The sequence below is a fragment of the Nostoc sp. NMS8 genome, from assembly GCF_017115045.1.
Classification (GTDB): domain Bacteria; phylum Cyanobacteriota; class Cyanobacteriia; order Cyanobacteriales; family Nostocaceae; genus Nostoc.
Genome location: NZ_JABXKK010000042.1, coordinates 16004 through 35398, shown reverse-complemented (window position 1 = coordinate 35398; position 19395 = coordinate 16004). Strand labels below are relative to the sequence as shown.

At 42.6% G+C, this 19395-nt stretch carries 20 protein-coding genes and 1 pseudogene; 9 read left to right on the top strand and 12 right to left on the bottom strand.

The window, feature by feature from the left end:
• Positions 1 to 159 precede the first annotated feature (159 nt).
• Positions 160 to 999, bottom strand: a complete 840-nt coding sequence (locus HWQ39_RS07295) for a prephenate/arogenate dehydrogenase (RefSeq protein ID WP_292843055.1) — start codon at positions 997 to 999, stop codon at positions 160 to 162.
• A gap of 69 nt (positions 1000 to 1068) precedes the next feature.
• Between HWQ39_RS07295 and HWQ39_RS07290 the strand changes: the two genes are divergently transcribed.
• From HWQ39_RS07290 to HWQ39_RS07280, 3 genes are all read left to right on the top strand, one after another.
• On the top strand, positions 1069 to 2634 hold the full coding sequence (locus HWQ39_RS07290) for a pentapeptide repeat-containing protein (protein ID WP_292843087.1): 1566 nt from the start codon (positions 1069 to 1071) through the stop codon (positions 2632 to 2634).
• A 64-nt stretch (positions 2635 to 2698) separates the two neighbouring features.
• A complete protein-coding gene (locus tag HWQ39_RS07285; RefSeq protein WP_292843053.1) occupies positions 2699 to 3292 on the top strand; it encodes a DUF1517 domain-containing protein in 594 nt (197 codons plus the stop codon).
• Positions 3293 to 3362: 70 nt separating this feature from the next.
• A complete protein-coding gene (locus tag HWQ39_RS07280) occupies positions 3363 to 4247 on the top strand; it encodes a hypothetical protein (RefSeq protein ID WP_292843051.1) in 885 nt (294 codons plus the stop codon).
• A 224-nt stretch (positions 4248 to 4471) separates the two neighbouring features.
• On the opposite strand, the gene pyrE is transcribed toward HWQ39_RS07280, so the two are convergent.
• The 3 genes from pyrE to HWQ39_RS07265 form a co-directional block, all read right to left on the bottom strand.
• Entirely contained in the window at positions 4472 to 5005 is a 534-nt protein-coding gene (pyrE, locus tag HWQ39_RS07275; RefSeq protein ID WP_292843049.1) for an orotate phosphoribosyltransferase, read from the bottom strand.
• A gap of 82 nt (positions 5006 to 5087) precedes the next feature.
• Positions 5088 to 5975 carry a DUF3153 domain-containing protein gene (locus HWQ39_RS07270; protein WP_292843047.1) on the bottom strand — a complete coding sequence of 296 codons (888 nt, stop codon included), beginning with the start codon at positions 5973 to 5975 and terminating at the stop codon, positions 5088 to 5090.
• 26 nt (positions 5976 to 6001) lie between these two features.
• Positions 6002 to 6544 (bottom strand): tetratricopeptide repeat protein, encoded by a 543-nt coding sequence (locus HWQ39_RS07265; RefSeq protein ID WP_292843045.1) that lies wholly within the window; start codon positions 6542 to 6544, stop codon positions 6002 to 6004.
• Between the two features lie 171 nt (positions 6545 to 6715).
• Here HWQ39_RS07265 and HWQ39_RS07260 point away from each other — a divergent pair, with 171 nt between their 5' ends.
• Positions 6716 to 7126: a hypothetical protein gene (locus HWQ39_RS07260; RefSeq protein ID WP_292843043.1), complete on the top strand. Its 411-nt coding sequence runs from the start codon at positions 6716 to 6718 to the stop codon at positions 7124 to 7126.
• A 164-nt stretch (positions 7127 to 7290) separates the two neighbouring features.
• Here HWQ39_RS07260 and argB read toward each other — a convergent pair whose 3' ends face one another.
• Positions 7291 to 8187, bottom strand: a complete 897-nt coding sequence (argB, locus tag HWQ39_RS07255; protein WP_292843041.1) for an acetylglutamate kinase — start codon at positions 8185 to 8187, stop codon at positions 7291 to 7293.
• A 541-nt stretch (positions 8188 to 8728) separates the two neighbouring features.
• Here argB and HWQ39_RS07250 point away from each other — a divergent pair.
• The gene (locus HWQ39_RS07250; protein ID WP_292843039.1) at positions 8729 to 9331 is read left to right on the top strand and encodes a Uma2 family endonuclease; all 603 of its coding nucleotides are present in this window, start codon (positions 8729 to 8731) and stop codon (positions 9329 to 9331) included.
• A 103-nt stretch (positions 9332 to 9434) separates the two neighbouring features.
• Here HWQ39_RS07250 and HWQ39_RS07245 read toward each other — a convergent pair whose 3' ends face one another.
• Genes HWQ39_RS07245 through HWQ39_RS07235 form a run of 3 tightly spaced genes read right to left on the bottom strand, consistent with a single transcriptional unit; the run spans position 9435 to position 10759 of the window.
• A complete protein-coding gene (locus HWQ39_RS07245; protein WP_292843037.1) occupies positions 9435 to 9770 on the bottom strand; it encodes a XisI protein in 336 nt (111 codons plus the stop codon).
• A complete protein-coding gene (locus HWQ39_RS07240) occupies positions 9758 to 10174 on the bottom strand; it encodes a XisH family protein (protein WP_292843035.1) in 417 nt (138 codons plus the stop codon). The genes HWQ39_RS07245 and HWQ39_RS07240 overlap by 13 nt, the downstream gene beginning before the upstream one ends.
• A 39-nt stretch (positions 10175 to 10213) precedes the next feature.
• Positions 10214 to 10759 carry a shikimate kinase gene (locus tag HWQ39_RS07235; protein ID WP_292843033.1) on the bottom strand — a complete coding sequence of 182 codons (546 nt, stop codon included), beginning with the start codon at positions 10757 to 10759 and terminating at the stop codon, positions 10214 to 10216.
• 172 nt (positions 10760 to 10931) lie between these two features.
• Between HWQ39_RS07235 and HWQ39_RS07230 the strand changes: the two genes are divergently transcribed.
• Both HWQ39_RS07230 and HWQ39_RS07225 read left to right on the top strand, forming a co-directional pair.
• Positions 10932 to 11273 (top strand): DUF433 domain-containing protein, encoded by a 342-nt coding sequence (locus tag HWQ39_RS07230; RefSeq protein WP_292843031.1) that lies wholly within the window; start codon positions 10932 to 10934, stop codon positions 11271 to 11273.
• A 728-nt stretch (positions 11274 to 12001) separates the two neighbouring features.
• Complete coding sequence (locus HWQ39_RS07225; protein ID WP_179065016.1) at positions 12002 to 12196, top strand: hypothetical protein; 195 nt, start codon at positions 12002 to 12004, stop codon at positions 12194 to 12196.
• A 19-nt stretch (positions 12197 to 12215) separates the two neighbouring features.
• Here the strand turns inward: HWQ39_RS07225 and HWQ39_RS07220 are convergent, their stop codons facing one another.
• The 3 genes from HWQ39_RS07220 to HWQ39_RS07210 all read right to left on the bottom strand — a co-directional run bounded on the left by HWQ39_RS07220 (position 12216) and on the right by HWQ39_RS07210 (position 16077).
• Positions 12216 to 12914 carry a LapA family protein gene (locus tag HWQ39_RS07220; protein ID WP_292843028.1) on the bottom strand — a complete coding sequence of 233 codons (699 nt, stop codon included), beginning with the start codon at positions 12912 to 12914 and terminating at the stop codon, positions 12216 to 12218.
• A 167-nt stretch (positions 12915 to 13081) separates the two neighbouring features.
• A complete protein-coding gene (locus tag HWQ39_RS07215) occupies positions 13082 to 13702 on the bottom strand; it encodes a flavin prenyltransferase UbiX (RefSeq protein ID WP_179065018.1) in 621 nt (206 codons plus the stop codon).
• A 17-nt stretch (positions 13703 to 13719) separates the two neighbouring features.
• Positions 13720 to 16077, bottom strand: a complete 2358-nt coding sequence (locus tag HWQ39_RS07210) for a ribonuclease R family protein (RefSeq protein WP_292843025.1) — start codon at positions 16075 to 16077, stop codon at positions 13720 to 13722.
• Between the two features lie 1269 nt (positions 16078 to 17346).
• Here HWQ39_RS07210 and HWQ39_RS07205 point away from each other — a divergent pair.
• A complete protein-coding gene (locus HWQ39_RS07205; RefSeq protein ID WP_292843023.1) occupies positions 17347 to 18234 on the top strand; it encodes a hypothetical protein in 888 nt (295 codons plus the stop codon).
• A 97-nt stretch (positions 18235 to 18331) separates the two neighbouring features.
• A pseudogene (locus tag HWQ39_RS07200) lies at positions 18332 to 18533 on the top strand (hypothetical protein); the annotation flags it as partial.
• Between the two features lie 141 nt (positions 18534 to 18674).
• Here the strand turns inward: HWQ39_RS07200 and clpP are convergent.
• On the bottom strand, positions 18675 to 19286 hold the full coding sequence (gene clpP / locus HWQ39_RS07195) for an ATP-dependent Clp endopeptidase proteolytic subunit ClpP (RefSeq protein WP_292843021.1): 612 nt from the start codon (positions 19284 to 19286) through the stop codon (positions 18675 to 18677).
• Between the last annotated feature and the right edge of the window lie 109 nt (positions 19287 to 19395).

Below are 19395 nucleotides of genomic sequence, written 5' to 3'. Positions count from 1 at the left end.
AGACAGGATGAGGTTTTGCATCTTATTTAATCCACGTTCCTTAGAATTCCTGAGTAGCTCTGGAGAGTTATCTTGCTAGAAAAGCAGCCAACAAACTCAATCATTAACTCACCAAATATAAAAATGGGTGCGTTCAGCTATCGTTAACGCACCCAACAACTATTTAACAAAATCAGGTCGTGCCTGTTGCCTTGATTTAAACTTTTCTTCTAAAACTGCCCAATTTTCTTGCTCGATTAAGTTAGTCAACTCATCAAGATGATGACGATATTGTTGCAGCGATCGCAGCAATGCTTGACGATTATACCGCGCCATCATCACGCCCAACTCTGGATTCCCGCCTCCCACACGGCTGGTATCCCGAAAACCGGAACTAGCTAACTTTTGGGCTAATTGCAAAACATCGGGGTCACTTTCACTCAAACAAGCAGCAATCAACGAGGAACTGATCATTACAGGTAAATGGGAAATCCAACTCACAGCGCGGTCATGTTGCTCAGGTTGACAATAATAGATATTTGCTCCTAGCGATCGCACAATTTCTTCCACAACTGTAATTGCACTAATTGGTGTTGCAGTCGTTGGTGTTAGAACATAAGGTTTATCGACAAATAAATGCCGTTGTGCAGCTTCGATGCCATTGTCTGTTCTTCCCGCCATTGGATGACCGCCGATAAAATTATCCCAAAGGGGAGAAATTTCCTTAACTATCTGTGCTTTCGCCGAACCCACATCAGTTACGACTGTAGCGACAGACAAATGAGCGATTAACTGTTCAAATTGGGGCACAATAAGGGCTAGGGGTGTACAAATAAATACAACTTCTGCGGCTGCTAAAAGACTCAGATCAACAGATGCTTCATCAACACTGCCGAGACTAATTGCCTTTTGACAGGTGGCTTCACGGCGACTGACTCCTAAGATATGATGTCCTTGCGATCGCAAATCAAAACCCAAAGATCCGCCAATCAGTCCCAATCCTAAAATTCCAATATTCATTTTTGATTTTGACATTCTGTTTTTATGACTTTACCAACTATTAAAGTTGGCATCCAAGGGGTAGCATCAATGACTGTAGAGGAATTACTGGAAAAATATGCAGCAGGAGTCTTAAACTTTAGTGGTGTTGACCTCCCAGAAGCTAACTTGAGTGGGGTCAAACTCAGTGGTGTGAATCTTAGGGATGCTAATTTGAGTATAGTTAACCTGAGTGGCGCGAATCTGAGTGAAGCTAACTTGAGCAATGCCAAGCTAAATGTAGCAAGACTAAGTGGCGCGAATCTATGCAGCGCTATCTTGAACAATGCTAGTCTCAACGTCGCTAATTTGATTCGAGCGGATCTCAGTCGCGCTCAACTAAGAGGAGCCTCATTGATCCGCGCCGAGTTAATTCGTGCCGATCTCAGTCGCGCTGATCTGTTGGAAGCCGATCTCACCAGTGCCGATTTGCGAGAGGCGACACTCCGCCAAGCGAATCTCCGTCACGCTAACTTGAATGAGACTGTCTTGAAAGGTGCTTCCTTAACGGGAGCTAATTTGGAGATGGCTAATTTAAATGCCAGTGATCTGAGTCGTTCCGATCTAAGCGGTGCAAATTTACGAGAAGCTGAACTCAGACAAGCCAATCTCAGCCATGCTAACTTGAGCGGGGCAGACTTGAGCGGTGCAAATCTCCGTTGGGCAGATTTAAGCGGTGCAAATCTCCGATGGGCAGATTTGAGCGGGGCAAAATTAAGCGGCGCTGATTTAATTGGCGCAGATTTAAGCAATGCCAACTTAACGAATACGAGTTTAGTCCACGCCAACTTAACTCAGGCAAAATTAATTAGAGCGGAATGGGTTGGTGCTGACTTAACAGGAGCAACTTTAACTGGAGCCAAGCTTTATGCTACCTCCAGATTTGGTTTAAAAACCGAAGGGATGATTTGTGAATGGGTTGATCTGAGTCCAAATGGCGATCGCTCCATTATCCAAAACTTCCATTCTGAAGAGTCACGAGATTTTTTTAACGAAACACCGCCAACAATAAGGATTATAGTTGATGCAGCATTAGAACACGAAGCCAATTTTGCGATCGCAGGTGCTTACTACCAAATTGCTCAAGAATATCGAGGGCTAAAACAACCCCCAAGCATCGAAAGTGGTCGTCGTCGAACTATTTTCACTTTTCATGTAGATAGCGACGAAGCATTATTTTCCACTGCTTACATTGTGATTCTTCCCTTTTTAGATGCCGCATCTACTCAAAATAATATTTCCAGCCTGGTGGAAATGATTAATAGTCAAATTGTTGGGAACCAAGATTTAAAATCACCCGATATGGTGAAACAATTAAATATTTTTTTAGAACAAGCCATAAGTCAGGCTACAACAATTAAACAGGTGAAAAAAAATATTGAAGTTGCCGCAAAGTTAAATTTTTGTAAAGCCCCAACTCAAATAATTTTAACGAATTCCAGCGCTCACCTTTTGATAGTCCATGATCATCCCAACTTTGGGAAAAGATTTATTAATCGTTCTGCTCTCAAGGCTTCAGCTTATGATGATATATCCAGTGAACCAACAAAATATATATTACCTTCTTTAGACATGGTGATAGATTTCATTAAAGGATTTCACTATATTAGTCATTAGTTATGGGGTATTAAACTAATGACCAATGACTCATGACTAATGAAAAAAAACATGGAAAAAGAAAATGAGTAACATTTTTAATAAAATGATCGGTCGAACCCGCTATGTAGTATTCCGCCTATTTCTGCACTTAGGGGGAGGCGAAGTAGCGCCAATTTTGGGAGTATTAAATAGTGCTGGGCGAGATGCGATCGATGTCGATGGTGACTTAGAAGTTTTGGGAGAAGGATTAGCAGAAATTAGCCAAACCCTGCTGCAATATGATGAATATTGGCTTTCTGCTGCTAACGAAGGTGATGTGTTTTGGAGTGAAGGCGAGGCGGGTGATTATGTCAATGAATTATTTACTGACTCTGCCCAAAGATATCTCAGTGAACCCAATTACAATTCTGACTCTGGATTGAATGAACCTTTATCAATACCTGTAACCCGTAATGTCATTGTGATGCTTACAGTAGCTTATGAAGGAGAAGTACCAGAGTTGGAAACTGACCTTTCTAACGTTCAGGCACTCAAGGAAGCTTTGAAAGCCTTAATCAACCTACACTATAAACATAAGCTCCAGGCAATCCAGGTGCATTTCTCGCCAGCACAGTTAGGCGATGAACTCACTAGCGATCAACTGTTGCAATATTATCCCGAATTGATTCCTTTGTAATCTGTTGGGTAGTCCGTACTTACTACTCACATCGAGAAATTGTTAAGCTCAGAGGTAGGACAATAATCCAATGATCATGACCATAGTACGTAAATTTACAGCCGTTTTTTTAGCTCTGAGTTTGTGTATCACAACTGTCGCCTGTGGTGGCGAAAATCAAACTACTCCTCCAGCTAAGAACGTTAACCAAACTTCTAATACCACTAAGCTGAGTGACGGACAGTATCAAATACAACAAGCTACTTATGATGATGCAAGCGGTGAGTACAGCTTGTTTTTACTTAACAATAAGCCACCGACATTTTCAACCGAAAATTTGCAAATGGCACGGTTAACTGATGATGAAATAAAGCAGGGTAAGAAAACCTATCTGAAGGTAGAAAAAGGACAACCGATTTTATATCTAACGGAAGACTTTAAACTTGAGTACGTCCACAACGTTACCGAAAATAAAACCAATCCCCAAACAGGACAACAAGAGACGACTGTAGTCCGTCGAGAAAATAGTTTCTGGGCACCCTTTGCGGGGTCTGTGGCTGGTAGCTTGGCGGGTCAGGCAATTGGTAGTCTGTTGTTTAGACCCCAGTATTATGTACCCCCTGTCTATCAATCAGGACAAGGATTAAGTGGCTTCGGTGGATATGGCGGAAGCTATGGCCAAGCAGTTCAAAACTACCAAACTCGCTACAACGCGCCACCCGCAGCCGTAACAAACCGTACTGCGTTCCGTAATACAGGGACAATTAGAAGGTCATATCCTGGAAATTCAAATGTACGCAATACACCGCGTAGCACTACAGGTAATAACCGTCCTTCTGGTTCTGGTTTTGGCGGCAGTAACTTAAGACCTTCTGGTAACTCCAGCACTACCAGACGCAATTCTGGTAGTGGCTTTGGTAGTGGGCGTAGTACAGCCCCTCGTCGTTCAACTGGTTTTGGCAGCAGACGCCGTTAGGAAATTCTAAGCTTAATAAGTCGGGCGACTAGAAGTCGCGGCTACACAAGCAAAGTCCACCTCCGTGGACTAAATAATGCAAAATCAAGGGTTTTTTAATCTGCTTAGGAACTTCCAAATAAAAAATATCCAATTAACTCCTGTGGGGTGGGCATCTTGCCCAGCTTATATGCTGGGCAAGATGCCCACCCCACAATATTGGATAATTTATTTCTTGGAGTTCTCTAAGACAGTTCCATCCACACTGAAAGTTGTTCCATATCAAACAGAGCAAGTTTTTGAATACCAGCTTTTTCGAGAGTATTGTCTTGTGTACTTCCGCGCCAGATTACGCAAATTACGAAGTCCACGATCGCACCCTCATTACGTAGCGCTTCAGTACTATTTATAACTTGACCACCTGTTGTAATAACATCTTCAATAATACACAACTTTTTTCCTTGAATATTAATTCCTTCTGCTATTTTTTCAGTTCCATATTCTTTTTTTGTTTTCCGAACAAAGACAACTGGTAATTCAATTTCTAATGAAATTGCTGTCGCTAAAGGAACTCCCCCTAATTCCAATCCTGCTAGAATTTCTGTATCTGGGGGAATCTTTTTTACCATTTCTTTAGCTAGCCGCTTCAGTAACAAAGGATTAGATTCAAACTGGTATTTATCAAAGTAATGGGAAGATACCTGACCAGAACGTAACCGAAACTCGCCTTTCAAATAGGAAGTACGAACAATTTCTTTGGCTAATTCGCTGTAACTCATTTTTACAAAAAGCTGGATAAAGTATAAAAAAGCCGATGCATTATTCATCGGCTTAAATGATAATATTCAACAGATGAATAGTCTACTGTTCTTGAATTGCTGCTGCTTTGGGAGGAAACTGAATTCTGGGATCTGGCATGAAATTGTATCTCAAGTACAATCCTCCCGATACAAACAGGATAATTAACAACCCACCAATACCAAGGGGGCTAGGAAGCCAGAAAATAGCTTCTATATGGTTTAGCTCACCAGGCTGGAGTTTCCATACTAATTGATTGCCATTTTTTTCTGGCTCAATTGCAGTTTCAGTGAGTTGAATATTCTTGGCTCCCCAAGGAGTCTTCAAGCTAAATTCTAAGTCAAGAATTGAACCAGCATTAGCCAGAACGTTACCTTTACTGGCAATTAGAGAGAGCGATCGCAAATCTAAATCATAAATTAACCGATTTCTAACTAAAAGTAAAAAATTGTTTTCCTCCAAGAGGACGTTTGATTCAATTTTCGGCAGTTCTGAGTCAGATTCGCTCTGCACAGACTCAGAGGGTTGATTTGCACGGGGGTTAAAAAATTCGTTGAACTTTTCTTGCAATTCCCTACCACTACTAAAAGGAATTGTGACAATGATTTCTTCTTGGGAAACTCGCTGCGTTTTTCCTTCTAGTTGACGGGCGCGGCGCTCTATGCTATTCAACCATTCATATACAGAATCGCCGCTAAAACTGGTTAGCCGTTCTCCCAATTTAATATGCTGTACTAGTTCACCACTATTTGAATTATCAAAGTTAAGCCCCACATCGTACTTAACACAACCAGTCAGTAACAGTGAAGTTAATAGCACTAGCCATAGAATAGGATTTCGCATGGGAAAGACGCGGTTCATCCGATTTCGACCATTCAGTGTAAATATAAAACGGAATGGTCTGATTAACCACAAGAAAATCTTTCCAAAAATTGAAGAATTTGAAACCATAAATCTCCCCAAAAGTCAACATGTTATCAGCTAGGGGTTCCTGAAAAATTCAACCAAAGCAAGTACGAGATGGTTAAACCGATAGCAATCAGCGCCACCCAGATAAAGCGATTATCTCTGGTATTGACCTGACTAAGGTCAACAAATTCTGGCTCCGTAGGTTTAGGCTTTTGCTGGACAGAAGATTTAGTAGGTTTAGCAGCGATAGAAATTTTGAGTTCATTATCAGATAATGCGCCTAAATCGGGAATTTGGGTCATCCATTCGCTGGGTCTTTTCAGCTTCGGTGCTTTTAAGATGTAAAGCATCTGCCGCGCTTGTTTGCCGATTTCAAAATGGGGATGGCGTTTGAGTCTTTCGCAAAGAGCGATCGCATCATCTGTGCGTCCAGCCGCTTCATAAGCTGTCACCAGATGAATTTCTACTTCGCCCCCAAGGCGAGAATTACGAGCTAACAGGGCACTGGCCTTTTCTAAATTTTCTACAGCTTCGCGGTATTGCCCATTTTCAAAGGCAAATTTCCCAGTCTCGTAGAGGGTTTGAGCAATTTCTAAACTTTCTGTACTCACGTTTTCTATAAAAAATCAGCACTATTTTAATTTTGCCAATATCAGCAATCTTTTTGGAATCTTTTTAAAAGCTGGCAATCTGAAAGTGGATAAACTTCTAAAATTTTAACTAAGTAGCTGCGACTATTTTCTAATTAAAAATTCCGGTATCTTATGCAGGTGAGCAAAATTATGTTGAAAATCAAGCATTCGCAACTGAATTGGCTCTTAGCAGGTATGACTTTAGCAGTGATGGGTGTAACTATTGCTCCGGCTTCTGCCCAGCGTGCGATCGTGATTGATGGCGGTTATGGAGTCAGGCGGTCGCCATCTGTCGGTTCCTTTATTTATGGTAGCCCGATTCCCACACCTATGCCTGTAGACCCAGCAACAGGATTAATCCCACAACGCAATCATTTCCGCGATTATTCCTATCCCCAAGTCAGGCAAAATGTGAGAAATTCCACCCTAATTAATCCAACTCTGGTTAATCCGTCAATTCGAGACTCAACCATAGTTAATCCGGTGATTATCAATAATTCATGGCGTCGTACACCATTTAGTGGCGGGCGATCGCGGGTTATTATTACCTATCCGCGTTAGGAGGCAGGGAGCAGGGGCAGGGGGCAGGGAGCAGGGGGCAGGGGAAATGATTTGTAACTGTAATTTGGTCTAAATTAAAATTCGTTTTTTACTCGTGGACGAGTCTTTAATATTCACCTCCCTCTGTTCCCCCTACTCCCTCTGCCTCCCCTGCATCTCTTCCTCTAGGAAGCAAACTGCGAACCGAGAATCATTGTCCCAATCCCAACATCGGTAAAGATTTCTAGTAATAGGGCGTGGGGAATGCGACCATCAATGATGTGTGCTGCACGGACTCCTTGAGCAAGCGATCGTACACAACAACTCACTTTGGGAATCATCCCACCGCTAACAATACCATTGGTAATCAACTCGCGGGCTTCGCGGATATCTACTTTCGGAATCAAAGTAGATTGGTCTTTGTAATCTTTTAAAATTCCACTGGTATCGGTCAGTAAAATTAACTTTTCTGCACCTAACGCAGCAGCGATTTCTCCGGCTACAGTATCGGCGTTAATGTTATAGGCTTGCCCCGTCTCATCTGCGGCGACGCTGGACACCACCGGAATATAGCCATTGCTAGCAAGGGTGTCCAAAATCTTGATATTCACATTACTGACTTCCCCCACAAAACCGATGCCTTCTTGACCTTGGGGACGGGCTGTAAATAGATTACCGTCTTTACCGCAAAGCCCTACAGCTAATCCACCAGCTTGGTTAATTAGCGCGACAATTTCTTTGTTAACTCGACCAACTAAAACCATTTCCACCACATCCATTGTGGCGGCATCAGTGACTCGCAGACCATTTTTAAATTGTGGTTCGATGCCCAGCTTATCTAACCAACTGTTAATTTCTGGGCCACCGCCGTGAACTACAATCGGACGCAAACCGACGCAGGATAAGAATACAATGTCGCGGATAACTTTGTCTTTGAGTGCGCTATCTTTCATCGCTGCGCCACCATATTTGACAACAACAGTGCGACCGGCGAATTGTTGAATATAAGGTAGTGCTTCGCTTAGTACACGCACACGAGTAGCTTCAGTTTGCCTGATGTATTCAGAATCGTTGTCCGTCATGAGGAGCCGCCGTTAAGAGTTAAAACCTATTTCAGTCAGTGTAGAAGACTTTGTAACCTGTAACAATGTCTCATGGCTGCCGAGAGCAAAATAAGCTTTTTGTATAAGTATCACTTACAAAAACTTATTTTTAAGATACAAGATTAGGTATAGCGTTAGCGGAACCCAACATTATAAATAAACTGCTTAATGTTGGGTTACACTCCGTTCCACCTAACCTACAAGGAATTGCGATTTTACCACCATAAAAGAAAGACTAGCAAGCCGAATCGAAAATTATCAAGATATATATGGATACACCGATTACCCTGCGGCTAATTGAAGAATTAAAAGTTATGCCTGAAGACTTGCAATATCAAGTTTAGATGGTGCAAATCTGGAAGGAGCAATATTTCAGTACAACTATTATGCCTGATGGTAGTGTTGGGAATAACTAATACTAAATAAATCACTGTTGCCAGATTACCCGACATAACAAGCAAGCGATCGCTCCTTCAAACCTCTAAAATTGAAATCATTCGGCTGAAGCTAGGGAATGAAAATGACCACGCTGCTAATTCAAACTGAAAGCACACCCCTAACGGTAAATTTCCCCTCTCTTGTGCAGATGACAAATGAGCAGTTCTACGAATTCTGCCAAGCCAATGGAGATTTGCGAATCGAGCGCACTGCTAATGGGGAAGTCATCATTATGCCACCAGCTTTCTCAGATACGGGCAACCGTAACTTTAACATTGCTGCACAGCTTGGGTATTGGACTGAACAAGATGGCACTGGCATAGGCTTTGACTCCAGTACAGGTTTTACGCTACCCAATGGAGCGATGCGTTCCCCTGATGCTTCTTGGATTGAACTGGAGCGTTGGAATACCTTAACAGATGCACAAAAAGCCTCATTTGCACCAATTTGTCCCAGCTTTGTGATTGAGTTACGTTCTTCCAGCGACCGCCTAATAAAATTACAAGAGAAAATGCAGGAGTACATCGATAACGGTGCATCACTAGGCTGGTTAATTGATCGGCAGAATCGAAAAGTCTACATTTACCGTCCGAATCAAGAAGTTGAAGTTTTGGAAAATCCCGAAGCAGTTACGGGTAATCCAGAATTACCAGGGTTTATCTTACGGATGGGCAAAATTTGGTAACTTAAGTATTCTTAATGAGAAACTTGTGTTTTGAGAACATTAGGAATTGCTTCAAGTATTCGCTGAGAGTAAAGTGATCTTCGTTGTTAGAGGAGCGATCGCACTACGCTACGCCATAATCTGTATACTGACGCTTGTATGGAGCTTGTAAACCCAAGACAATATCCTCTCGTGCTACTCCCATCATCACTAATTCCTCTGCTGGATTGCGATCGGTTAAGTTCTGTTGCAGCCAGATTTTGCCATCTTTAATATCAAAATGGATCACGCATCGATAAATACGATTAAATCCTTGCCAACCGACATTCATCCATTGATAATGATTGCGTTCTGTGTCTAAAATCAGTTGGACTTCTACATTGTTATCCGAGACATCATCACTGGCATAGTTTGTCAACAATGTTTTAACGTACTCTTGATATTTTGCTAGTTTATCCACTGTACAATCACCTCATTTTCCGGATCATAAACAATTAACAACACCTGATACTGTTTTATCGCAGTTTTAGTAAATTCAAGTTGAAAAAATATTTTGTAAGTATCCAATGGAACTGCTAAATATAATACTCGCTCTGGTTCATGTCCTGCTAATGCTATACGGTAACTAAGGAATTGTCCCAAAGCGGAGTAAAAATCTGTAATTGCGGAGGGATTTAAAAAACTTTTTATTTCAATTGCTATTTTTTCATTTCCTTTTTCTGCGGCAATTATTTTCTCAGCACCTAAATCAATTTGGAAGTTGACTTCCCCAAATTTAAACTTTAATGGATCGCTTGTAATGATCCATTGTTCTTTTTGCAAAGCTTTTTTAACTGATTCATGAAAAATATCTTTTGCAGACACAGTTAGTAAAAATATCCTTTTTAAATTTGATATTCCCCATTAATGAGAAACTTGTGTTTTCAGGATGCTAGGAATTCCCTCAAGTATTCGCTTGGCAACATCTTCAGGTTTATCTCCTTCTCGCTCAATGATGTGCAAATCGGCTTGAGAATAAAGTGGTGTTCGTTGTTCGAGGAGCGATCGCAATTTACCTTGAGGATCAACGTCTTGTAGCAGTGGTCTTGTGGTATCCTCAGCTAAACGGTTGTAAATTATATCCACTGGCGCATCTAGCCACACTATCAAACCGTGGTGCAAGTAACCCCAGTTTTCTCGCCGCAGAACAATTCCCCCACCAGTTGCTATAGTCAACTTTGTAAAAGCACAAATTTGTGAAAGTACGTCGCTTTCTAACTGCCGAAACTCTGCTTCACCAACTTGGGCAAATAACTGATTGATAGATTTACCTGTCGCTTGGGCAATGACATCATCGGTATCCACAAATCCATAACCCAATTCCTTTGCTAGTAAGCGCCCTACTGTCGTCTTACCAACGCCCATAATCCCAATTAAGTACAGGTTGACTCCTTGTAATAAGCTGCTCACCAGTCGATTCGCTCCAATTATGAGTTTTGAGTCACAGTTTCAAATTATAGACTTAACGACTCATACGTGCGTATTCAAGCAATGCCTGGCTTAAGCTGCGACTGAAAAAGCGATCGCTAATAAGCTGATAATTAGAATATAATTTGTTCTTATAGGAGTGTTTCTCGATAAGATGTCTAAGATACCAGTAATCTCAGAACACATCGAAATTACTCTAGGTGTGTGCGGGGGTAAACCGCGCATTGCTGGACACCGAATTAGAGTGCAAGATATTGTGATTTGGCATGAAGGGATGGGACTTTCCCCTGACGAAATCGTTGATCATTATCCCAGTATCACTTTAGCTGATGTCTATGCTACTCTAGCTTATTACCACGATCATCAAAATGATATCAGGCAAGAAATTGCAGAAAGAGAAGCCTTCATCAGAGAAGTACAGGCTCAAACTCCTTCGATTCTGCAAGAAAAACTAAAGAATCGAAATAATACAAAAAATTCGATCCCACTTAGATGAAAATGTCATACCTACGCGTATTATATAATCAATTCAAAAGATAACTCTACATAGTATTGCTACTACGATTTTCAACTGCGACATTAGCAATTTCCGCAGGAATACAACCATAAACTAAACCTCTGAGAAATTTATTTTCAACGTATCTCAAGGCTTTTTCCTTTGCGGATATCAAATTTACGTATAACTTTTATAACTTTCAATTATTTTTAAATAATACAAATTCACCTCTTATTTGATCGGAATTAACTGCTGTTATTACTGCTATTAATGTATTTAAAGTAACTCGTACAAAAAATTAACCATTCTTCTGTGAAATTTTCATAAGTAATAAATGATGATTTAGTAAAGAATATAGTAAATTTCCTGAGGTAACTTGGTAATTGCTGGATAGCGATCGCGATACTTAACAAAAAAATTAACGTAGCTTGTTTGAAACTTTATCCAAACAATATCTGTCTATCTAAATAATCAGGGTTTTTTCTCTGGTGGATAATTTTAAGTATACACAATACTGTGTTTCTAAAAGGACAGTATGGTTTTTCTAAAAGTTCAGTTATAACAAGCCTTGCTCAATTAAATGTTTTTGATAAAGGTGTAAACCATGACTTATTTGCTGCGATCGCTCTAAAACAACTTACAAAATTGAAGTTTCGACACAAAGACTACTGCATATTTCACCCCAATAAGCCTGAATGAATAAATATAGTATGAATGAGGTGTCAACCATGACTCGAATTCGTGACGTTGTAGAAAGAGCTTTAGCAACTGGCTATTTGACACTGGAAGCTGAAGATCAACTACGACAACTGTTGACTACCCGATATGACCTGGAAGATTTTAATGCTTTCATGACTTTGCAGGAAGCTGCCATGACTGGTAAGGTCAAGCAGGAGTCTAGAGAGCGGTGTGGCATTAAGTAGAGATGTAGCCTGCTATATCTCACCGACGGGGGCGTTTACCATCATCCTCAAAATCATCATCATCTTCAAAAAATTCCCAATCATCATCATCCGCTTGATTGGTAGCCGGCGGCTGATGAGGGGGGATGATTACCCGATAATCAGCATCGTAAATTGATTCAGTTTTTCCCGCAGCTGTATTTTTTGGCTCGCGGTAGCTATAGGAGTAAACTGAACCAGACCGAGAAGTACTTTTGGCTTCTGATTGACGTTCGTAAGTTGTTGAATCTCTAGGCTGTTGAGCTTGAGGATTAGGGGTAGGCGCTTCCTCGGAATTTTCATCAAAGTTCCAATCATCTCCACTACTATTTGTCTCCCAATCATCAAATACCTCACTGCTAGGCTCTTCTTTTTTACTAGCTGGTGGTGGAGGACTGGCAGGACGAGATGTCGGTTCTTCTCTCCGGGTTGCCTTGGTACGAGTTGAAGCGGCGGTTGCCCTGTTAGGGGTTTGGCGTTGTCCTCCCGGAAAATAATTCGATAATTTGAATAAGGTAGCAATCAATATAGATGTGAAAGCACCAGTGGTAGTACTGAACAAAATCCATATCGCTAGTGGTAATGGTTGAGTTCGCGCGCCCAAAAATACTAGCGATAGGGCAGGTGAGAAATTTTGGACTAACAACAGCGTGAGTCCTCCCAGTACTGCCACCAATAGAATTAAGCGAATTACAGCCATAGCAATTTTGTCAGTTGTCAATTATCAGTGGTCAGTTGTCAGTTGTCAGTTATCAGTCTGATTACTCTTCGCTAATTACTGTTCACTGACTACTGACACTATCAGCCATCTCTATCATTACCTTTTTAGGACTATTGTGAAATTTACAATAGAATCCATTCAGGACGTTAGCGACGACCTTGCCACCGCTGAATTGGGATACAGTCAATATCTAGTTGATCTAAAGCACGGGCAACTACAAAATCAACTAAATCCTCGATGGTTTGGGGATTGTGATACCAGGCGGGAATAGCGGGGACAACTCTAACTCCAACTTCTGCTAAAGAAGTTAAGTTACGTAGGTGGATGAGGCTAAAAGGGGTTTCACGCGGGACAATGACCAGCTTTCGCCCTTCTTTGAGTTGGACATCCGCAGCCCGTTCTAGTAAATCGGAACTCAAGCCAACTGCTAGTTTTGCCACTGTACTCATGCTGCATGGAATAATCATCATCCCCAGAGTGGCAAAGGAACCACTAGCAATCCCGGCTCCAACATCGCTCCAAGGATGACAGCGTAGTTTACCCGCAAGTGCAACACCAGCTTGCTCTCGCCAGAATTGTTCTTGCCCGGTTGGTTCTGGTGGCATCCGAATTTCCTGTTCTGACTGCCAAACCATGTAAGTTGATTTAGAGGCGACCAATTCAATGCTATACTCCGCTTCTAGCAAAAATTTGATCGCGCGAACAGCGTAAATCAGGCCAGATGCGCCCGATACGCCTAAAATTAAAGGCTTAGTGTTATTTGACACGTAAAACGTAGTTAATTTTACTCATCATCAGAGTAAGAATCTAGGTCATCAGGCTCAATGTCATTTGGTAAATAGAGGTCTGAAAGCTCTTCATTGGAATCATTGGCAGTTAGATTTTTAGCTACGCCATCGCTGCCAACCGTTACCAAATCGATTTGCTGACGGTAGTAATCGACACTCTTAACTTGCACGGCGACGCGATCGCCTAATCGATAAGAAGCGCGATTTTTGCGACCAAAAAGTGCTTGTTGTCTGGCGCGATATTCATACCAATCATCTTTGAGGGAACTCACGTGTACCAATCCTTCTACCCGCAAAGGCACACCCGGATTACTGCTGGACTCGACCTCGGCGGCTGGTACTTCAATTTCCACAAAGAAACCGTAGGATTGCACCCCAGTAATCACGCCTTGAAATACCTGACCGATGCGTTGCTTCATCAGTTGGGCTTTTTGCAGTCCGGCTAAATCAGCTTCAGCTTCTTGGACTTCTTTTTCTCGGTCGTTGATTTGGACAATTACCCTAGTCAAATCGCTTTGCAATTCTTGTTGCAATTCTGGGGGTAAAACGTTCCAGTTAATTTCCTCGTGGCTGGAGGAGTGGCGCAGGTTGACACGTTCTCTCACACGGGTATTGCGGCGATCGCGCCCGTTTTCGAGTAGGGTGTAATACACTCTCTGCATCAGCAAATCTGGGTAACGCCGCAAGGGAGCGCTAAAGTGGACATATTGCGGTAGTGCCAGACCAAAGTGAGATCCTTTGGTGGTGCTGTACGCAGACGGTTTAAGTGTATCTTGTAATAAGTAGGTAAGAACTTGCTCAGAGGGAGATTCGGCAAAAGCTGTGGTCAAATGTTGGTAATCTAAGGGTTGGATATCAACTTCTGGATCTAGTGTGAGGTCAACGCCTAAATTGACTGCCAATTTCAGCATTTCTTGGACATCTTCAACATCAGGAGTGCCTTGGACTCGCCAGATAGCAGGAACCCCAAGGGCATTTAAGTGAGTTGCAAATAGTTGGTTAACTAACAGTACCAACTCCGTGAGTAGCGATCGCACTGGTAAATCATTCACCACCACAGTGCCTAAAATCCCCTCATCATAATAGGCGTTTTGGCTAGGCGGTAGATTTAACTGAAGGCTACCACGAGTTAACCGCACTTGTTTCACAGCTGTTTGCAAGCCTTGGAGGTCTTGCAGTATTTGGGAAACCTGGGGAGATTCATCTTGAGATTCACCTGTAAGAATTGCTTGAGCAAGTTCAGTACTTAGTGCAGTCTCTACATTGATTACACTGGGTTGAATTTCCCACTCCAACACTTCTCCCGATTTGGGATCAATGGTAATTAAAAAAGAGATGGTTAAGCGATCGCTCCCAGGTACTAAAGAACAGCGTTCTGCCACCGTTGGGGGCAAGATTGGCAACACCAATTCTCCCAAATACACTGATTTACCGCGTTTGAGTGCTTCTCTATCTAGGGGTTCATCAGGTTGGACATAGTGAGAAACATCAGTGATGTGAACGCCTAAAAGCCAATTTCCGGCTAAGTTTTTTTCTAAACTAAAAGCGTTTTCGATAAATTTGGTGTCGCCGCCATTTACTCCTTCAATGGTGAGAGTAAACAAATTACGTAAATCTAGCCGATTTTTCAGGTCTGCTTTCAGCAGCTTTTTGGGCAACCTGGCGGCTGCTTCAACGACATTATCTGGAAAAGTCCGGGAAAGGTCGTGTTTGCACGTAACTAAATCTATATCAGCAGCAGCTTCGGCATCGCTACCGAGGATTTGCACGACTCGACCGAGGGGAGGATATTGTGCCAACGGATAACGCAAAACTTCCACATGAACCAGGTGATCGATCGCTTCTTCTAACTTTGCCTCGTTAGGTTGGATCTTGAGTTCAAACAGCAATCGATCGTCTAAAGGCACAGCCCGGAAACCTGTTTCCACCTGCTTAATTCGTGCCAGTAACGTGTGGTTAGAACGTTCCAGAATCAGCTTTACTTCCCCTTCAGGAGAGCGACGGCGACTGCCTTCTTTGAGAACTCTTACCAAAACGCGATCGCCATTCCAAGCATTACTCAGATGACTTTCGCGGATGTAAATATCCTCAGCGCCTTCTACATCTTGAATAGCAAAGCAAAAGCCCTTACTAGAACAACGGAGTTTTGCCTCGATTATTCCCTCTTCTGAGACACGGCGGTACTTGCCCCGTTCCTTCACTAAAATACCGATTTTTTCGAGAACATCTAAGGCAATGTGAAGTTTTTGTAAACTTTTTTCATCTTCACAGCCAAGCTTCTTTTCTAAAACCTTCCGAGCTACCAATTTATCATCGGTGAAATTGGCAAGGAGTGTAGCGATTGAAAATTCCATGCAGTGAACCGACCTTTGGTCAAAACATCATTTGTTGTTTAATCTGGTTCTTTCCTGTATACCCTCACGGCTTACAGAAATAAGTTGAAACTAATTGCCCTGAAGCAAGACTTCCTAAGTTCTAAGAGAAGGAAGCCCGACCTAGCAAAAGCGGGAAAATACTCCCACAGTTTCGAGCAAAGGAAGCCGACCCACGGACAACTCTGGGTGTCTACGAACTTCTCACTGCAAGATGCTCTCAGAATTTCCCTGCATTCAAGTCCCTTCACCTAAACCAAACTTAAGATTGCACGCCTGATTAGAATTTAGCCCCGCTAGGTAATTACGCGACGGGTTTTTGAGAAGCTGGGTTTAGAGAATCCATGCTGCCCAAAAGCGCTATGCAGGTGAGCCACTGCGGTGAGGCAGCCCCCGTCTTCTCCCAAGGGGAGACGCGAAGCGCGATGGCGCAGCGATAGCGAGTCATCGAGCGTCAGACCGAGCGTCTGGGGGACTGCCGAACCCGGAGGTCTTCTCCCTTGGCGTTAGCCTCTCCTTTGGGAGAAGGGGAGACGCTAAAACCGATAGCGAGTCTGCGAGCGTCTGGGGTCTCCCCAAGTGGAGGAGGCAGTGCGGTCTTGGGGTCTCCCCAAGTGGAGCAACTGCCGTCAAGTGGCGTGGAAACTACAAGTGTTTAATTGTCTAGAGTGAAGGTAATTTTACGCCATTAGACTCTGATGTTTAACTAGGAGGAACTGCCGGTGAACCCAATTTTCCCACATGTAGAATCGGTAACAATTAGGTGAGCAGCTTAATAAGCAGCGAGGGTGAACCTTATCTCCATTATTGTAGATTTAGAGCGCACTTCCAGAAAATAGTTCTAGATATCGACTTGGGTAATCAGTATAGCATTGCAAGCAAGACTACCCAGACAAGTTAGCACTAGCCAAAAGTTTCGTCAAAAAACACCTACTGCTACAATTAGGACACAAGGCAAAGCAAGAATATTACTTTAAAAGAGACTGGGCATTGGACATTGGAAAAGGGAGCAACGCAAAAAAGTGAGATCATCGTGAAAAGAGCAGGGGAGGCACGGGGAGCAGGGGAAGTGAAGAGAAAATTTTAGTATTTTTTACGACCCGAATAATCCTAAATACACTTATTTATTTCTCTCCCTTGCCTCCCCTGCCTCCCCTGCTTCTCAACCTCACTGTTAGAGCATTGCTCCCTTGGAAAACTCCTAGTCCCTAGTCCCCAGTCCCCATTCCCCTTTAGATTGGTAGCAGTATTATGTTGGCTCAATTCCAGAGCTTGTATCCCAAAGGTAGTCTGATTTCTGAATTAGTGCAAATTTTTCAAGGAAAATATATTGTTCGGGCAAGCGTGCAAATTGAAGGCGTAACCCGTGCTACGGGTATGGCAGCAGCCGAAACAGTAGAAGCAGCAGAAGACCAAGCCAGAACCAGGGCGTTGATAGTTTTGGGTATTAATAATGCGCTACAGGAATCAGTGGCATTTACCTCAAATCCAGTTTCCCCAGCGCAGCAAAACCCTTCCTTGAATACCAAAGTAGGATTAAATGAGCCTGCTGCCTATTCCTCTGTAAAAGATGAGGAGTTTGTTAGTAATCAGTGGTCAGCAGTCAGCGACAAAGAAATATCTACGCCGCCCTCCAAAGGACTGAACATCAAACCAGAAGTAGTAACAAGCAGTAACGAACAGTATGGATACAGCAATGCTGCGCCCCTAAATGACGATACCTATAGCCAGAATTTAAGTCAAAACTTTCCTGTGACTGCCAACCAGGAGCTAGAATTTGATCCTCCAGTTGAAAGCTTGGAAATAACCTTTGATAACCAGTTAGAAAATCAAACCTTTCCAGCAATTTCTGCCAATAATGTCACACCATTTACACCCCGGAGTTACAGCCCTCAAGAAAATGTCGCCACCCCATCAGGGAAAGGAAAGAGAAACAAGAAAGCTGAACCTGTGGATTTATCAGATGTAATTGCCAAAACAGATGTCGAACTTCAGCGTTTAAACTGGACACCAGACCAGGGACGGGAGCATCTGATTAAAACCTACGGTAAGCGAGGGCGTACTTTGCTTACTGAAGAAGAATTACACGGATTCCTCAAATACTTACAATCGCAGCCAGACCCAATAGCGGGATTTTGATTAGTCATTTGTCATTTGTCATTTGTCATTGGTCATTAGTCATTTGTAAGGACTAATGACTAATAACATAGGCTCTTGAAACAGTAACGAAGCTATGGAAACTGTGAATTTTTCTGAAGTAATTGCTCAATGCTAAAACAGATGTCGAACTTCAGCGTTTAAACTGGACACCAGAACAGGGACGAGAACATCTGATTAAAGTCTACGGTAAGCGATCGCGTACTTTGCTTACTGAAGAAGAATTACATGAATTCCTCAAATACTTACAATCTCAGCCAAACCCAATAGCGGGATTTTAGTTATTCATTTGTCCAAATCGGTATTAAGTACTTGAGCAGACCATCCATTCCCAAAATAACCCCTCTTCATAAGTAAAGAGGGGTTATTTTTGTGGTTTAAGAGAATTTAAAGTGGTAAATCATCATTTACAATCGTGACTATTAATTAAGAACCGCAACGGCTGGACGGCTACCGGCGGCGTGACGGTCAATCACTTGGTCAATCAAACCGTATTCCCTGGCTTCCTCTGGCGACATGAAAAAGTCACGTTCAGTATCTTCAGCAATCCGCTCAATTGGTTGACCTGTATGGTCAGCTAAATAGTCGTTTAGCCGCTTCTTGTGGTACAAAATTTCCCGCGCCTGAATTTCAATATCAGTCGCCTGTCCTTGAGCGCCGCCTAGAGGTTGATGAATCATAATCCGAGAATGGGGTAGACTCATCCGCTTACCCTTAGCACCCGCGCTGAGGAGGAAAGCGCCCATACTCGCCGCCAATCCGGTACAAATTGTACAGACATCAGGGCGAATATGTTTCATAGTGTCAAAAATGCCCATACCAGCCGTCACCGAACCACCGGGAGAATTGATGTACATATAAATGTCTTTCTCCGGGTCTTCAGCATCCAAATACAGCAGTTGGGCAACAATCAAGTTGGCAATATTGTTATCAACTTGTTGTCCCAAAAAGATGATGCGCTCACGTAACAGCCGTGAGTAGATGTCAAAGGCGCGTTCACCTCGACCCGATTGTTCAATAACGATAGGAATCATGGAAGCGTGTTTGTGGCTACTTTAAATACATTTTATCGGTGGCGGCACGAAACTGGGGTTTATCTCTACTATTCCCAGGTAGATAAAAGTAAATCTTTCCCATTCTGCC

Bases quoted from the DNA above. Each gene is read 5' to 3' on its own strand.
- clpP (WP_292843021.1), bottom strand. From the start codon at position 19,286: ATGATTCCTATCGTTATTGAACAATCGGGTCGAGGTGAACGCGCCTTT.
- HWQ39_RS07290 (WP_292843087.1), top strand. From the start codon at position 1,069: ATGACTGTAGAGGAATTACTGGAAAAATATGCAGCAGGAGTCTTAAAC.
- HWQ39_RS07205 (WP_292843023.1), top strand. From the start codon at position 17,347: ATGTTGGCTCAATTCCAGAGCTTGTATCCCAAAGGTAGTCTGATTTCT.
- HWQ39_RS07225 (WP_179065016.1), top strand. From the start codon at position 12,002: ATGACTCGAATTCGTGACGTTGTAGAAAGAGCTTTAGCAACTGGCTAT.
- HWQ39_RS07295 (WP_292843055.1), bottom strand. From the start codon at position 999: ATGAATATTGGAATTTTAGGATTGGGACTGATTGGCGGATCTTTGGGT.
- HWQ39_RS07210 (WP_292843025.1), bottom strand. From the start codon at position 16,077: ATGGAATTTTCAATCGCTACACTCCTTGCCAATTTCACCGATGATAAA.
- argB (WP_292843041.1), bottom strand. From the start codon at position 8,187: ATGACGGACAACGATTCTGAATACATCAGGCAAACTGAAGCTACTCGT.
- HWQ39_RS07270 (WP_292843047.1), bottom strand. From the start codon at position 5,975: ATGGTTTCAAATTCTTCAATTTTTGGAAAGATTTTCTTGTGGTTAATC.
- HWQ39_RS07280 (WP_292843051.1), top strand. From the start codon at position 3,363: ATGATCATGACCATAGTACGTAAATTTACAGCCGTTTTTTTAGCTCTG.
- HWQ39_RS07230 (WP_292843031.1), top strand. From the start codon at position 10,932: ATGTCTAAGATACCAGTAATCTCAGAACACATCGAAATTACTCTAGGT.
- HWQ39_RS07260 (WP_292843043.1), top strand. From the start codon at position 6,716: ATGTTGAAAATCAAGCATTCGCAACTGAATTGGCTCTTAGCAGGTATG.
- HWQ39_RS07285 (WP_292843053.1), top strand. From the start codon at position 2,699: ATGAGTAACATTTTTAATAAAATGATCGGTCGAACCCGCTATGTAGTA.
- pyrE (WP_292843049.1), bottom strand. From the start codon at position 5,005: ATGAGTTACAGCGAATTAGCCAAAGAAATTGTTCGTACTTCCTATTTG.
- HWQ39_RS07250 (WP_292843039.1), top strand. From the start codon at position 8,729: ATGACCACGCTGCTAATTCAAACTGAAAGCACACCCCTAACGGTAAAT.
- HWQ39_RS07220 (WP_292843028.1), bottom strand. From the start codon at position 12,914: ATGGCTGTAATTCGCTTAATTCTATTGGTGGCAGTACTGGGAGGACTC.